Raw genomic sequence first — 15,261 nt, 5'->3', positions numbered from 1 at the left:
CGTGGAAGCCCTGAGAGTCTTATTCCCCGCGTCCGAGTTCGCGCTGCTCGCGGTCATTCTCGGCCTGCCGGCGCTCGGCGCGTTCGTGAACGGCCTCTTCGGCAAGCGCCTCGGCAAGGACGCGGTCCGGCTGATGGCGCTCGCCGCGCTCGGCGGCGCCTTCCTGGCGGCCGTCACGACGTTCCTGATGCTGCCGCACGAGGGCGGCAAGCTCACCTGGACGGCCTGGCGCTGGTTCTCGATCACCGGCCGGATGGGCCAGTCGATCCCGATCGACGTCGCCTTCAGCGTCGACGGCCTGAGCGGGACGATGCTCCTCGTCGTCACCGGCGTCGGCTTCCTCATCCACCTCTACTCGTCCGCGTACATGCGCGAGGACCCGGGGTACTACCGGTTCTTCGCGTACCTGAACCTGTTCATCTTCTCGATGCTCGTCCTGATCATGGGCGACAACCTCGCCGTCCTCTTCGTGGGATGGGAGGGCGTCGGCATGTGCAGCTACCTGCTGATCGGGTTCTGGTTCAAGGACGACAAGAACGCGAGCGCGGGCAAGAAGGCGTTCGTCGTGAACCGCATCGGCGACTTCGGCCTCCTCGTGGCGATGGCGATGCTCGCCTACTACACGGGCACGCTGAACTTCGACGGCATCGCGGCGAACGCGGGCAACCTGCTCTCCGCGGTGAAGATCTGGCCGATCGGCAACATGTCGGTCGACACCGTGCCGGGCTTCCTGAGCTTCCTCGTCCCGTCGCAGCCGGTGCTCGTCTACGCGGGGACGCTGGCCGCGCTCGCGCTGTTCCTCGGCTGCGCCGGCAAGAGCGCGCAGATCCCGCTCTACGTGTGGCTGCCCGACGCGATGGCCGGCCCGACGCCGGTCTCCGCCCTGATCCACGCCGCGACGATGGTGACCGCGGGCGTCTACCTCGTGGCCCGGCTCTCGGCGGTGTTCGTGCTGTCGCCGTTCGCGATGGCGGTCGTCGCGGTGACCGGCGTGGCCACGGCGCTGTTCGCGGCCTCGATCGGGCTCTTCCAGAACGACCTGAAGAAGGTGCTCGCCTACTCCACGGTGAGCCAGCTCGGGTTCATGTTCATCGGCGTGGGCGTCGGCGCGTTCGCCGCCGGCTTCTTCCACGTCCTCACGCACGCCTTCTTCAAGGCCTGCCTCTTCCTCGGCGCCGGCTCGGTGATCCACGCGATGCACGCCCGCATCCACGACACCGACCAGTCCCAGGACATGCGCAACATGGGCGGCCTCAAGAACCACATGCCGCTGACGCGCTGGACCTTCCTCCTCGCGTGCCTCTCGATCGCGGGCTTCCCCGGGTTCGCCGGGTTCTGGTCGAAGGACGAGATCCTGTGGCGCGCCTTCTCCGGCCGGATCGAGTCCGTCTCGACGCGCGGGCAGCCGGTGTGGCAGTGGCCCGAGTGGCTCGGCCCGGCGATCTACTGGGTCGGCATCCTGGCCGCGACGATGACCGCGTTCTACATGTTCCGCGCGTACTTCCAGACGTTCCACGGCGAGTTCCGCGGCTGGACGATCGTGCGCGGCTGGAAGGACCCGCACCCGCACGGCCACCACGACGATCACCACGGGCACGCGCACGGCGAGAAGCTCGAGGGCCCGGAGCCGCACGAGTCGCCGCTGCCGATGACGATCCCGCTGATCGTGCTCGGGGCGCTGTCGGTCTTCGCCGGCTTCCTCATGGCGGAGCCGCTCGTGCACCTCACCCACAACCACGCGTTCGCGCCGCTCGCGCACCTGCTCGAGCCGGTCTTCTCCCTGACGGAGCGGGCGGTGAAGGTGCGCGAGGGGGTGGAGGGGCTGCTCTTCCCGATGATGCTGCCCGGCGTCGCGGCCTGCTTCACCGGCATCGGCCTCGCGATGCTCGTGTACTGGAACAAGCGCGGCGAGCCCGAGCGGCGCTTCGCCGAGAGCGTCCCGGGGCTCTACCGGCTCATCTACGACAAGTGGCGGATCGACGAGCTCTACAACGCCACGGTGGTGGGCATGGTCGACGCGATCGCCGACATCTTCACGATGGCCGACAAGTGGATCATCGACGGCATCATCGCGAAGCTCTCGGCCGCGCTTGTCGGGTTCTTCGGCACGGTGCTGCGCGCGCTCCAGACGGGCCGCGTGCAGGTCTACGCCGCGTCGATGGTCGTCGGCCTCGCCGGCGTCGGCTGGTTCCTCGTCAAGCCGCACGCGGACGCGAACGTCGACGACGCGGAGCTGCGCCGGTCCGGCGAGGTGAGGCTCTCGGCGGCGCCGGGGCTCGGCTACCGGTACCGCTGGGAGGCGCCCGGCCTGCCGGCGCGCGACTTCTCCGAGGCGGCCGACGTCACGGTGAAGCTCGAGCCCGGCGAGACCAAGGACGTCGTCCTCCGCGTGCGCAACGCGTTCGACCGCGAGGCGACCGAGACCTTCTCGTTCTCCAGGCCGGCGAGCCGCAAGACCCCCGCGGGCCCGACCACCATGCTGGGCTCGGACGTGCCCGCGCTGCCCCCGGGGGCGACCCCGGCGGAGCAGATCCATGACCTGATCCAGCCGAGAGGCCTGCAATGAGCGCGCTCGACCTCGTAACGCAGTACTGGCCGGCGCTCGCTGCCGGTGTCGTGGGAGCGATCCTCCCGCCGGGCGACGTGCAGGGCGCCGACGGCGCCCACGCCGGCGACGATCATCACGACGGCCACGGTGACGACCACCATGGCGACGACCACCACGGCGAGGCCCACGCTGCCGCGGGGTACACCCCGTGGCAGCGCGCCGCCCTCGGGCTCATCGCGGCGCTCACGGTGCTCTTCGTGCAGTGGCTCTGGCCGTCCGGCGCCGCGGCGGAGGCGGCGGGAGCGACAGACGAGTGGCCGTCGCTGCTCAACGTGCTCATCGGGCTGCCCTTCGTGGGCGCCGCCGCGGTGCTGTTCGTGCCGCGGCAGCTGCTCTCGCTGCTCCGGGGCTTCACGCTGGCCGTGCTCGGCGCGGGCTTCCTCGCCTCGCTGTGGCTGCTCACCGTGCCGATGACCGTGGGCTGGCACTTCCAGTCGATCAAGGAGTGGATCCCGACGCTGGGCATCCGGTGGCACGTCGCCATCGACGGCATCAGCCTCTGGCTCGTCCTGCTGACGACGTTCATCGCGCCGATCGCGGCGTACGCGTCGTTCGGCTCGATCAAGAGCCGGATCAAGGAGCTCTGCTTCTGCCTCCTGTTCCTGCAGGGGGCGATGCTCGGCGCGTTCGTCGCGCTCGACCTGTTCCTGTTCTTCGTCTTCTGGGAGCTGATGCTGGTGCCGATGTTCGTGATGATCGGCATCTGGGGCGGCGTCGAGAAGATCAAGGCGGCGATCAAGCTCTTCGTCTACACGATGGCGGGCTCGATGCTGATGCTCGCGGGCATCGTGTACCTCGTGTGGGCGAACCAGAAGCTCACGGGCGCCTACACGTTCGACTACCTCGCGCTGTCGCGCGTGGTGCTGCCCCGGAGCGCGCAGATGCTCTGCTTCTGGGCGTTCTCGATCGCGTTCTTCATCAAGGTGCCGATGTGGCCGGTGCACACGTGGCTGCCGGACGCCCACGTGCAGGCGCCGACCGGCGGCTCGGTGATCCTGGCCGCGGTGATGCTGAAGATCGGGACGTACGCGTACCTGCGCTTCTCGATGGGCCTCTTCCCCGGCCCGGCCTCCAGCCTCGCGGCCAACCTGGCCGGCATCGCGATCCTCGGCGGGGTGATCTACGGCGCGCTCGTCGCCTGGAAGCAGTCCGACGTGAAGCGCCTCGTGGCGTACTCGTCGGTCGCCCACCTCGGCTACGTGATGCTCGGGCTCTTCGGCGTCACGCCGAGCGGGATCCAGGGCGCGGTGATCCAGATGGTGAACCACGGCGTCTCCACCGGCGCGCTCTTCCTCCTCGTCGGCGTGATCTACGACCGCCGGCACACCCGTGAGGTCTCGGAGTTCGGCGGCCTGGCCAAGGTGATGCCGGTCTACGCGACGCTCTTCCTGATCGTGACGTTCGCCTCCGTCGGCGTGCCCGGCACGAACGGGTTCATCGGCGAGTTCATGATCATCATGGGGACCTACGCCTCCGAGCGCCTCGGGACGTTCAGCGGGATCCACACGATCGGCGCCGCGGCGGGCGTCATCCTCGCCGCCGTCTACATGCTGAGCGTGGTGCAGAAGATGTTCTTCGGGCCGCTCACGAACCCGAAGAACAAGCACCTGCCCGACGTGACGCCCCGCGAGGGCCTCGCGCTCGCGCCCCTGATCCTCATGATCTTCGTGATCGGCCTGTTCCCTGCGATCTTCCTCGATCGGATGAAGGAGTCGGTCCTGTCTACTTACAACCAGTTCAAGGTCGTCTCCGGGCAGGCGATCCTCTTCGCGGACGAACGGAACGCGAAGCTCCTGCCCGAGGACACGTTCTCCCCCGCCTTCCTGAAGGGGGCGCCCTCGCTGGGCTCCGGTGAGGGCGCGGCGGGGGCGGGTGAAGACGAGCAGGCTCGGCGCGATCGGGGCGCGCGCGGAGCAGACGGCGCGCTCGCGGCGCGCGCGGGGGAGGCGGCGCGATGATCCTCGGACCGTACATCGCGGTATCGCCGCTCATCGTCGTCTCGCTCGGCGGCGCGCTGCTGATGCTCGCGGAGGCGTTCTCGCACCGCCGCGAGGAGTCGCACGATCGCCGCTCCGGCCCCTCGTCCGACATGGCGCTCGGGACCGCGATCACGCTCCTCGCCGGGGCGGTGTTCTCGGGCGCGGTCGGGTTCGTCGGCCCCGAGACGCTGGAGGGGTTCGACTCGCTCGCCCCGTACCTGGTCATGGACCGGTTCACGCTGTTCTTCTCGTTCGTGCTCTGCCTGGGCGGCGCGCTGGCGGCGCTGCTCGCCGGGGGGTACCTCCCGGAGCACCGGCTCGACCGCGGGGAGTTCTACCCGCTGCTGACCTTCTCGACGGTCGGGGCGATCATCCTCGCCGGCGCGGGGGATCTGCTGACGCTCTTCCTCGGCCTGGAGACGATGTCGCTCGGGGCGTACGCGCTGACCGGCTTCCGCCGGACGTCGCCGCGGAGCACCGAGGCGGCGATCAAGTACTTCCTGCTCGGCTCGTTCGCGGCGGCGCTGCTGCTGTACGGCGGCGCGCTGATCTACGGGGCGACGGGGCACACCGACCTCGCGGGGATCGGCGAGGTCATCGCGGGCGCGAAGGGGGCGGCGGCTCCGAACCCGGCGCTGCTGCTCATCGGGGCGACGCTGGTGCTCGTCGGGCTCGCGTTCAAGGTGAGCGCGGTGCCGTTCCACATGTGGACGCCGGACGCGTACGAGGGCGCCCCGACGCCGGCCACGACGTTCATGGCGGTGGCGGTGAAGGGCGCGGCGTTCGCGACGCTCCTGCGGGTGCTGCTCGGGGCGTTCGGCAGCCCGGCGCTCTCGTCGTGGGCCGCGGGCTGGCCGCCGGCCGTGGCGGTGATGGCGCTGCTCACGATGACGGTCGCGAACCTCATCGCGGGCCGGCAGGAGTCGGTGAAGCGGATGCTCGCGTACTCGAGCATCGCGCACGCCGGGTACCTGCTCGTGGGCGTGGCGGCGACGGTGCGGGCGAGCGAGGACGCGCAGGCGAGCGTGATGTTCTACCTGCTCGCCTACACGGTCTCGACGGTCGGCGCCTTCGGGACGCTCATCCTCTGCGGCAGCCGTGGGGCCGAGGCGGTGAGCTACGAGGACCTCTCCGGCATCGGCAAGCGGCACCCGGTGGCGGCGCTCGCGTTCTCGCTCTTCCTGCTGTCGCTGGCCGGGGTGCCGCCGACCGCGGGCTTCTTCGGCAAGCTCTACATCGTCAAGGCGGCGATGGGCGCGGAGCTGTACACGCTGTCCGTGGCGCTGCTCCTCAACAGCGTGCTGTCGGCCTACTACTACCTGCGGGTGCTCGTTTACATGTACATGCGCGAGCCGGCCCCCGGCGCTCCGATCGCGCGGCCGATGCGCTCGGGCTACGTCAACGCGGCCCTTGTGGTGTCCGCGGTGCTCGTGATGGTCCTCGGCATCTGGCCGACGACCTCGCTCGGGATCGCCGTCCGCGCGGTCCTGGCGTCTCGCTAGAGCGGGGGCCCACCCGCTTCGGATACGGGCCCACCTCGACGTTTTCGGTGCTCAGCGCACCGGAGTGCGCCTGCGCGCCGAAAACGCCGATCTGGGCCCGTCTCTTGTGCGGGTGAACCCCCGCTCGGCAACGCGGGTGCGGGCCTGGAAGAGCGCTGCCAACTCGTATGGCAACGGAGCGCTGGCGATCGAGGCGCTCGCGCTTCGTCCGGCCGTGAAACCGCGATGCTGCGCGGGGCGCGCGAGTTGCTAAAGTCGGCGCCGATGCGAACCGGCGAGAAGCTGCAGAGAAGAGCGGGGGATGGAAGGATGCGAGCGGCGTGCGTCGCGCTGCTCGGGGCCCTCGGGTGTCAGGGAGGGAACGCGAGCGGCGGCGCGACCGCGGGGAGCGCGACACCGGCGGGGAGCGCGGCGCCTGTGGCCGCAGGGAGCGCGGCGCCTGTGGCCGCGGGGAGCGCGGCGCCGGCGGCCGCGGGGAGCGCGAGCGCCGGCGCGGCGGCGAGCGCGCAGGCCGGGGCGGGTGAGGCGGACGCGATCTCGCTGACCTCCGAGGACGTCGTGAAGGTGATGAACCCGAAGCGACGGGCGCCGTACAGCGGGCCCACAGGGACGCTGCGAGGACGCGTCATCATCAAGGGCGACCCGCCGCCCGATACAGGGCTCAGCTTCCCGATCGGCAAGTGCGGCGAGGCCGCCGCGACCTACGGGCGGCTGTTCCGCGTGGGACAGCAGAACGGGGTCGCCGACGCGCTCGTCACCGTCGTCAACTACAGCGGCTACGTGCCGGAGCGCGAAGAGGCGGAGAAGGTGACCATCCACGGGTGCGCGTTCTCGAAGCGGACCGTGGTCATGTCCTATGGCCAGCGGCTCGAGGTCGCGAACCTCGATCCCCTGGAGCCGTACATGCCGAACCTCGAGGGCGCCCCCTTCCTGGCAGTCCTCGTCGCCGTGCCCCAGGGCGATCCGGTGAAGTTCTACCCGCCGCAGCCAGGCTACTACCACCTCGTGGACAAGCTGCCGAAGCCGTTCCTCAAGGCCGAGGTCTTCGTGCTCAAGTTCGCGACCCACGACGTGACCGGGCTCGACGGCAAGTACGAGATCAAGGGCATCCCCGTGGGCAAGGTGCTCACGGCCGCCCTGCTGCCGGCCATCGATCAGGACGTGAAGAGGGAGATCGAGATCAAGGAGGGCGAGAACACGCTCGATTTCGAGCTCAACTTCGACCTCAAGAAGTACAACGAGAAGCCGCACACCAAGCGCGTGCCTTGAGTCATGACGGCGGGGGCGCGCGCCCCCGCTGCCCCGCGATCGACTCGATCATTTCTGCCGTACGCCCAGCGGCGATCAATGCGCGCCTTCCGCGAGCTGCCGGCGGACGCGCCGCTCGACCTCCTGGGACAGCGCATCCGGGGCGCCGAGCGCGGGCGGTAGCGGCGGGCCGAGCCAGATGAGCGCGGCGTCGCGGCCGACGCGACGGAAGAGCAGCTCGGCAAAGAGGAGCCGGGCGAGCCGCGAGGGGGCCACCGTGGGGCCGCCCGCCGCCGCGGACAGGTCGAGGGCGTCGCAGGCCCGCGTCAGCGCGTCGAGATCACCGCTCAGATCGGCCGCCACCGCGAGCGCCACGAGCGCCTCGGCGCTCGCCGGATCGGCCGCCGAGACGAGCTCGGCCTGCTCGCGGGCCTCGCCGAGGCGGCCCAGCGCGGCCGCGCGCACCGCGACCTCGGCGGGCGTCAGATCCGCGTCGCGCGCCAGGCGGCGGGCGCGGCGGAGCTCGCCCAGGACGAGCGCCTCGTCGACCTCGGCCAGCTGCCCCCCTGACGGCGTCCGCCGCCCCAGGACGGCTGCCCCCGGCGCAGCCAGCTCCCGCAGGCGCCGCGCAGCCTGCTCGGCCACCGCGCGATCGCCCGCCTCGACGGCCGCCGCGTGCAGCGCGCGCCACGCCTCCGTCGACCCGGGGCGCCGCACCACGAGCGCCCGCAAGGCGAGGCGCGCGTCGTCCGTGCGGCCCAGCCGCCGCAGGATCTCGGCCCGGAGCAGGGCGCCGTCGTCACGATCCGGATCGAGCACGATCGCCCGATCGATCCGCCCGAGCGCCGCCTCGAGCCGCCCCGCCGAGAGATCGCAGCGCGCCTGCTCGCGGTAGGCCGGCTCGTAGTCGGGCTCGATCGCGCGGGCGCGCTCGAAGGCGGCGCCCGCGGCCTCCCCGCGCCCGAGCCGGCAGCGCACCGACCCGATACGCGTCCAGATGTCCGCGCTGTCGGGGTCTCCGTCCTCCGCCTGCTCGTACGCCTCCAGCGCCGTCGCGAGATCGCCGCGCGCCTCGGCCTCGGCGCCGATCGCATACAGCGCATAGGCGTGCGCCGCGATGTAACGACCCTCGATGATCTGGCCGTCGATCGAGCGCGCGACCCGGGGCGCGGCGCAGCCGGCAATGGCCGTCAACGCCGTCAACGCCGTCAATGGCGCCAGCGCCGTCAGCGCCGTCAGCGCCGCGTGCGCCGCGATCTCCGCGAACGTCGCGAAGAACACGCGCGGCGCGCGCCGCGCGGCGGAAAGCGGCACGGCTACGCGCACGCGGCGATCTCGGCGAGGAGGCGATCGTTCTCCTCCGGGAGGCCGACGGTGATGCGGAGCCGGTGCGCGAGGCGCCCGCCCGCCGCGTGGAAGCTGCGCACGAGGACGCCGCGCGCGGCGAGCGCCTCGAAGACCTCGCCGGCAGGGCGGCGCGTGCCGATCCAGAGGAAATTGGCGTGGCTCGGCGCGACCGAGAGGCCGAGCTCGGCGAGCCCGGCCGCGAGGCGCTCGCGCTCGGCCGTCACGGCGGCGGCGGCGCGGCGGAGCTCGCCGCCGAGCTCACGCAGGGCGAAGGCGGCCGCGCGCTGCGACGGGGTGGGCAGGTTGTAGGGCTGGCGGACCTTGTCGAGCTCGGCCACGAGCTCCCGCGCGCCGATGAGCCAGCCGATCCGCAGCGACGCGAGGCCGATCTTCGAGAGCGTCCGCAGCACGGCGACGTTCGGGTGCTTGCGCAGGAGGGCGAGCTGGTCGCGCGGGGCAAAGTCGATGTACGCCTCGTCGACGATCACGAGGGCGTCCCTCGCGGCGGCGACGACCGCCTCGAGGCGGTCCTCCGACATGAGCCCGCCCGTCGGGTTGTTCGGCGAGGCGATGAAGACGACGTTGGGGCGCGCGAAATCGACGGCGCGCCGGAGGCCCGCCACGTCGAGATCCCAGCCGGCGTCGAGCGGGACCTCGACGACGCGCATCCCGCGCGCGCGCGCGCTCAGCTTGTACATGACGAACGTGGGGCTGACCGTGACGACGCTCGCCGCGTCCGCGCCCTGCCGCGGGCGGCTGAGCGCGGTGAGCACGATCGAGATCACCTCGTCGGAGCCGACGCCGGCCACGATCTCGTCAGGATCCGCGCCGCAGTGGGCGGCGATGGCCTCGCGGAGATCGAGGGCGCGCGCGTCGGGATAGCGGCCCCAGTCCTCGGGCGCCGCGGCGCGCGCGAGGGCCGCCCGCGCCTCGGCCGAGAGCAGCGGCGGGCTCTCGTTGGCGTCGAGGCGCACAGGGAAATGCCCGGCGACCGGGGTGTAGGCGTGGAGCTCGGCGAGCTCCGGACGAAGCAGCGCAGGGAGGAAATCGGGCAGCGGCATGGCTCGGTCCACGGTCGTCGCGGGCGCGGCGATGAGGGAGGAGGAGAGCGGTATACTACCCGCGCCGGACCGGGAACACCTCGACGTGCGCGTTTCCGGGGCGGCGTGGCGGCCGTGGTCCGCCGAGCGCTCCGGCGACGTGGCGGCGGGCACGAGGTCATCTTTGCCGTCGGTGGCGCCGCAGGTATAGAGCGTCCATCTCCGCTCAGCGCGCTCCGGAGATGTGCACGAAAGCGGGGGAGCACCGCCGATGGATCTCACGCGTTATCAGGACGAGGTGACCCCATGCCCGTGGTGAGCCCTGCGACCGTGCTCGTGCCGTCGCTGTCCTCTCCCATCCCTGAAGGCCTGAACCTGATCTTCTCCCCGGACTTCCCTCTGGAGGAGCGAGGGGGCAAGGCGGTCGCCGTGCCGCACGCCGAGCCGCCGTGGTCGGTCGCGCGGGTTGGCAGAGCAGATGAAGCGCTCCGGGATGTAGCGCAGGAGATCTCGCGCCGGTTCGGCCCCGTCCCTGACGGCGTGTTGCCGGAGCGCGCGCCCGGGGACGTCCTCGGAGCGTACGCGTTCTCGTTCGTGCGTCCGTCGTTCGTATCGCCCTTCGCCAGCGAGCGTGAGGGTGTCTTCTTCGGCGAGCGTGTCGTGCCGGTCTTCGGGCTCTGGAAGGACGTCGACGACGTGACGTGGTCGAGGGCCGCAGCGCAGCTCCGGAACCATCGCTACCGGGACGTGGATGACTTCATGATCGAGATCGAGGCCAGGGGCGATGATCGTGTCGTGGTCGCCCGGTGCCCGCGCCGTGAGACGCTCGGGGCCGCCGTCGCGGACGTCGTCGCGTCTGTGCGGAAGTCGCGGAGCTGGCGCGGGCGATGGTTCGGCGCGAAGCCGTTCGACAGGAGCTGTGCGCTAAGGATCCCCCCGCTCGACCTGTGCGCAATCCGTGTTCAGGAGGAGCTCATCGGCAAGCCGCTCGCAGGCGGGGACGGTTCACCGATCGGCGACGCCCGCCATGCTGTCCGCTTCTGCCTCGGCTGGGACGCGCTCCCGCCGAGCGAGCCCGGGCCGATCACCCTCGGGCGCGGCGATGCGTACGAGCGCCCCTTCGTCTGCAACGGCCCGTTCCTCGTCGTCGTCCTGGGCGCGCCGCCGCAGGACGAGGTGCGGCTCGCCGCCTGGATCGGGTCGCCGGAGCCGCTGCAGGGCGCGACCGCCGGCGCGCCCTGAGCGGCGGGCCGCCCGTCACTGCCCGAACGTGTACCAGCGCGGCTTGATGTCCTTGATCAGGTGACCGCCGCCGTTGACGTGCAGGTTGCCCGGGGCGTTGCCGGATCCGAGGCCGGTGGGCATCCCGCTGACCAGGCCGGAGGCGCCCGCGTTGCCCATCTGCCCAGCGGAGGCCACGCCCGGGACGCCCTTCGCTGTCGCGCCGGACGTCGTCGCGCCGGTCCGGTCCGCGACCGCCTGAGCGACGCTGCGGCCCATGAAGTTCGGCTTCGTACCGCCGTTGCACGTGACGACGTCCACGCGCGTTCCTGGCATCTTCCCGTTGAACCCGGCGGCGTTCAGCTTGTCCGCGAGCTGGGCCCCCGAGATCTTCTTCCCCGCCCACTCGACGCTGCCCGGCCAGCCGTGGGTGTCGACGACGACATCCGTCTCCCCCTTGAGGCTGCCAGGCACGACCTGGTTCGGCTTGAGGATCGTCGCGCCCGGGTACTTCGCCGCGTACTGCGAGTAGTACGCGTTGTGGAGCTTGGGATCGTTCGAGGCCGTGATGATCGTGAGCAGCCCGAGCGGGTCGATGAAGAGCGTCGGGTTCGGGACGAAGCCGATCTCCTGAAGCGAGCCCGAGAGGCCGATGGGATCCGGCGAGATGAACACGCGCAGGTCGGGCGCGTAGTAGCGGTACCGGTTGTAGTGGAGGCCGGTGAGCTCGTCGGCGCGCTGCCCGGCGAAGCGGAGCGCGCCCGGCTCGCCGCGCTTGTGGGCGACCTCGCCCCAGGTGGTGAGATCGATCTCGGTGATCTCGCCGGCCGCGTCGAGGGTGAGCCATGGCGTCCCCGCGGCGTCGGTCGCCACGAGGCGGAAGCCCGCGCCGCCCTGCGACTCGAGCAGCGGCGTGTGACCTGACGCGTCGAAGACGCGGCGCGTGACCTGCCCGCCCGAGGAGCGCTCCTCGACGATGCTGTCGCCGTCCCAGCCGAACCACGTGCTCCCCTGGCCGACGATCTCGGCCACGCGGCGGCCGAGCGCGTCGTAGATGTACTGGATCTTCAGCCCGTCGCCGCGCACGGCCTCGGTGAGCCGATCGTTCTCGTCGAAGGCGTACCGCCACGTGCGCCGCGGATCGGGCGCGTCCCGGCCCGAGAGCCGGCCAAGCCGGTCCCAGGTCAGGACCTGGTCGCCCGCCGCGCGCGGCCGCCCGCCGGTGCCGACCGACGCTTCACCCCGCGCGATCGCCGTGCCGTGCGGCGAGTAGGAGAACGCCTCCGTCGCGCCGAGCCCGCGCACGTCCGCGGGCCGCCCGTGCGCGTCGAGCTCGTAGCGGCGCTCGCCGCGCTCGCTGTCGATCACGGCGGCCAGCGCCCCGACCGGGTGCCAGCGGTAGGCGCGGGAGCGGACGACGTCGCCCGACGCGCCCTCCACCTGGATCTCCACCGGGAAGCCCTCGGCGTTGCGCCGGGTCAGGATGGCGCCGACGCCACCATCGCGCCGGCGGGCGCGCTCGCCGTCCTGCTCGTCGCGCTCGAAGACGAAGCGCTCGGCGGCGTCCGGATGGCCGACGCCCATCGCGGCGACCCGGCCGTACGCGTCGTGCTCCAGCGCCACGCGCCAGCCGGACGAGTACCGGCGCGCCACGAGCTGGCCGCCCTCGTCGTAGTCGTAGCTCGTGACGAACTTGAAGCCGCCGCACGTCTGGGTGTCCCGCAGGATCGCGCCGCGCTCGTCGTACGCGAGCTCCGTCGTGCAGGCGCCGTTCGTCGCGCGCGCGACGCGCCCCAGGGCGTCGTACTCGAAGCGCTCGACGAGGCCCGACGAGTACTCCCGCGAGACGACGTTGCCCGCGCCGTCGCGCGAGAGCCGCACGATCGACTCGTCGGGGCGGAGGATCGACACGAGCCGGTCCGCGCCGTCGTACTCGTAGCGGTACTGGAGCCCCGTGAACGTCGTCTCGCGGACGAGGTTGCCGGCCGCGTCGTACTCGAACGAGCGCCGCTCGCCCGCGGCGTTCTGCATCCAGCTCAGCCGGAGGAGCGCGTCGTAGCCCATGGTCCAGCGCGAGCCGTCCGGCAGCACCTGCTCGACGAGCGCGCTGGCCACGTAGCGGTAGTGCGCGCGGCCGCCGCCGGGGTACGAGGTCGCCGTGCACAGCCCGAGCCCGTCGAAGGCGTGCTCGGTGCGCTGCCCGCTCGGCCCCACGGCGCAGACGATGTTGCCCGAGGAGTCGTACTCGAGCGTGGTCGCCGCGCCACCGGGCGACTCGATGCGCACGGGCATGCCCAGGAGATCGTACACGTAGGTCCACACGCGCTCCCCCTGGGCGTAGCGGACGAGGTTGCCGTGCGCGTCGTACTCGAGCGTGTCGACGAGGCCGCTCGGGTACGTGATCTTCGTGTTCTTGCCGCGCGCGTCGTACCCGGCCGTCGTCTTGCCGCGCGCGTCCTCGATCTCGACGACGCGCCCCCGGCTGCGCCGCTCGGTAGAGCGGTGGCCGTTCGGGGCGATGGTGGTGACGCCCTGTTGCTCCTCGTCCGTCTGGTACCGGACAGTGCCGCCGCCGTCGCTGAGGGAGATCAGCCGTCCGGCGAGATCGTGGCGGCGTCGCTGCGTGGCCCCGGCGCCGTCGGTGACGGCGATGAGGCGCCCGACCCCGTCGTACGTGAACAGCATGGAGTAGCCGCGCGGGTCGACGTAGCGCTCGACGAGGCCGAGCGCGTTGCCCTGGTAGCGATGCACGTGGCCGAGCGCGTCCGTCACCGTCGTCTGGTGAGGCTCGGGCCCGTACGCGACGCGCGTGTGGAAGATGCCGCGGGGACCGCCGGCCACGTGCGCCTCGGGGGCGCCGAGCGCGGCGAGGAGGTCGCCGCCGGGCAGCTCACCCCAGGTCTCCACGCAGCGCCGCTCGCCGCCCGCGTCCTGGTACACGAAATGGAAGACGACGCCGTCGGCCCGCGTCTCCGAGCGCAGGTAGTGCTCGTCGTCGTAGCTGAACCGGGTCTCCGCGCCGCCCACGTCGATGACCCGGACGAGGTCTCCGCGCCCGTCGAGCTCGTAGGTCACGAGGCGCCGGCGGTGCTCCTTGCCGCCCTCGTCCGCGACGGCGACAGACCAGATGCGCAGGTTCCCGTCGCGGGCGACCTCCGCGCGGCGGCCGACCGAGTCGGTGATCGCCACGACCTCGTCCTGATCCCAGTCGATCGTGGCCGCGTTGCCGAAGGCGTCGCGCAGCTCGGCGAGCGCGTACGCCCGCGGATCCTCGGTGGGCCGGAGGACCCGCACGAGGTCGTCGCCGAGGTCGACGACGATCGCGTCCCCGTCGAGGTGCACCTTCCGGCCGTGGGGGAGGAGCAGCGCTTCACCGGCCCCGGGCAGCTGCATCTCGGTGCGGCGCTGCTGGTCGTCGACGAGGACGAGGTGATCGCCGTTGCGCTCGGCGCGCCAGGCGAGGCTGTGCGACCAGCCCCACCCGAGGCCGCAGCGGTGGCGCACGGCCGAGGTGCTGTAGGTGCGGATCCACTGGACCCAGAGGAACCCGGTCAGCGTGAAGTCGGCCGCCGGGATCGTGAACAGCGTCCCGGTCACGACATCGATCGGATGGCCCGCGGCCGCCTGGCCCTCGGCGCCCGGCGGCGCCGGCGGGCTCGGCGGCGCGGCGCCGCTGTTGCCCCCGCCGCCGCCTCCGCCGCCGTTGCCGCCGCCCTGGGGGCTGCCGCCGCCCGGGCCCCCGGCGCCGCCGCCGCCGCCCCCACCACCGCCGCCGCCCCCGCCTGCGCCGCTCGCGCTGGCGCCTGCGCCGACGGTGATGCTCTTGTTCATCTGGCCCATGCTGCCGGTGATGCCGGCCATGCCGAGCTCGATGATGACGTTCGGCGCGCCGAGCCAGGGGAAACAAGGCCCGCCGGTGTTGAGGCTGACCACCTCCTTGAGCGTGCCAGGCTCGTTGCCGTGGCACGCCTTCATGCAGCCGCCGACCGTGAGGATCTTCGCGCCCTCGATCTTCGTGCGCATGCACGGGTCGATGATCCCCTCCGCGACCGTGCCCATGGTGGGGTAGGGGATCGGCAACGGGCTGGGTGCGGCCGGGGTCAGACACACGCTCACCGCCATACCGGTCATCTGGTGACCGGATTTCTCGGTGATGGTGTCCATATGGAGGGCGGTGACCTTACCCATGGTGACTGGATGGTCCCACGGTCCCGCGAGCGTGTGCAATCGCGGCAATCGCGAGCCCGCCGTCCGGCGGCCCGGGAAAGCTACATGGCTCGGACGGCCTCGCCGGGGGGCGGCCGACGTGCGGAAGA

Annotated in this window: 8 protein-coding genes; 5 read left to right on the top strand and 3 right to left on the bottom strand. The window is 71.9% G+C overall.

Annotation, left to right across the window (positions count from 1 at the left end):
* Nucleotide 1: 1 nt before the first annotated feature.
* The 4 genes from nuoL (at nt 2) to WMF46_RS23020 (ending at nt 7,358) form a co-directional block, all read left to right on the top strand.
* A complete protein-coding gene (gene nuoL / locus WMF46_RS23035) occupies nt 2-2,566 on the top strand; it encodes an NADH-quinone oxidoreductase subunit L (RefSeq protein ID WP_437987563.1) in 2,565 nt (854 codons plus the stop codon).
* Nucleotides 2,563-4,566: a complex I subunit 4 family protein gene (locus tag WMF46_RS23030; protein ID WP_437987562.1), complete on the top strand. Its 2,004-nt coding sequence runs from the start codon at nt 2,563-2,565 to the stop codon at nt 4,564-4,566. The genes nuoL and WMF46_RS23030 overlap by 4 nt, the downstream gene beginning before the upstream one ends.
* Nucleotides 4,563-6,089, top strand: a complete 1,527-nt coding sequence (locus tag WMF46_RS23025) for an NADH-quinone oxidoreductase subunit N (protein ID WP_437747644.1) — start codon at nt 4,563-4,565, stop codon at nt 6,087-6,089. The genes WMF46_RS23030 and WMF46_RS23025 overlap by 4 nt, the downstream gene beginning before the upstream one ends.
* Nucleotides 6,090-6,398: 309 nt before the next feature.
* A complete protein-coding gene (locus tag WMF46_RS23020; RefSeq protein WP_437987561.1) occupies nt 6,399-7,358 on the top strand; it encodes a hypothetical protein in 960 nt (319 codons plus the stop codon).
* Nucleotides 7,359-7,433: 75 nt separating this feature from the next.
* On the opposite strand, the gene WMF46_RS23015 is transcribed toward WMF46_RS23020, so the two are convergent.
* Both WMF46_RS23015 and hisC read right to left on the bottom strand, forming a co-directional pair.
* A complete protein-coding gene (locus WMF46_RS23015; protein WP_437987560.1) occupies nt 7,434-8,651 on the bottom strand; it encodes a tetratricopeptide repeat protein in 1,218 nt (405 codons plus the stop codon).
* Nucleotides 8,652-8,653: 2 nt separating this feature from the next.
* Nucleotides 8,654-9,745 carry a histidinol-phosphate transaminase gene (gene hisC, locus WMF46_RS23010; protein ID WP_437987559.1) on the bottom strand — a complete coding sequence of 364 codons (1,092 nt, stop codon included), beginning with the start codon at nt 9,743-9,745 and terminating at the stop codon, nt 8,654-8,656.
* 285 nt (nt 9,746-10,030) lie between these two features.
* Between hisC and WMF46_RS23005 the strand changes: the two genes are divergently transcribed.
* Nucleotides 10,031-10,966, top strand: coding sequence for a hypothetical protein (locus tag WMF46_RS23005; protein ID WP_437987558.1), 936 nt, complete (start codon nt 10,031-10,033; stop codon nt 10,964-10,966).
* 15 nt (nt 10,967-10,981) lie between these two features.
* Here the strand turns inward: WMF46_RS23005 and WMF46_RS23000 are convergent, their stop codons facing one another.
* Nucleotides 10,982-15,133: a PAAR-like domain-containing protein gene (locus WMF46_RS23000; RefSeq protein WP_437987557.1), complete on the bottom strand. Its 4,152-nt coding sequence runs from the start codon at nt 15,131-15,133 to the stop codon at nt 10,982-10,984.
* Nucleotides 15,134-15,261 lie beyond the last annotated feature (128 nt).

Origin of the sequence: Sorangium sp. So ce117 (assembly GCF_051524395.1) — a bacterium.
Taxonomy (GTDB): Bacteria; Myxococcota_A; Polyangia; order Polyangiales; family Polyangiaceae; genus Sorangium; species Sorangium cellulosum_B.
The sequence above is the reverse complement of the archived record's forward strand: the minus strand, read 5'-3'. Positions and strand labels throughout refer to the sequence as shown.

Bases quoted from the DNA above. Each gene is read 5' to 3' on its own strand.
- WMF46_RS23030 (WP_437987562.1), top strand. From the start codon at position 2,563: ATGAGCGCGCTCGACCTCGTAACGCAGTACTGGCCGGCGCTCGCTGCC.
- WMF46_RS23025 (WP_437747644.1), top strand. From the start codon at position 4,563: ATGATCCTCGGACCGTACATCGCGGTATCGCCGCTCATCGTCGTCTCG.
- WMF46_RS23020 (WP_437987561.1), top strand. From the start codon at position 6,399: ATGCGAGCGGCGTGCGTCGCGCTGCTCGGGGCCCTCGGGTGTCAGGGA.
- hisC (WP_437987559.1), bottom strand. From the start codon at position 9,745: ATGCCGCTGCCCGATTTCCTCCCTGCGCTGCTTCGTCCGGAGCTCGCC.
- WMF46_RS23005 (WP_437987558.1), top strand. From the start codon at position 10,031: ATGCCCGTGGTGAGCCCTGCGACCGTGCTCGTGCCGTCGCTGTCCTCT.
- WMF46_RS23000 (WP_437987557.1), bottom strand. From the start codon at position 15,133: ATGGGTAAGGTCACCGCCCTCCATATGGACACCATCACCGAGAAATCC.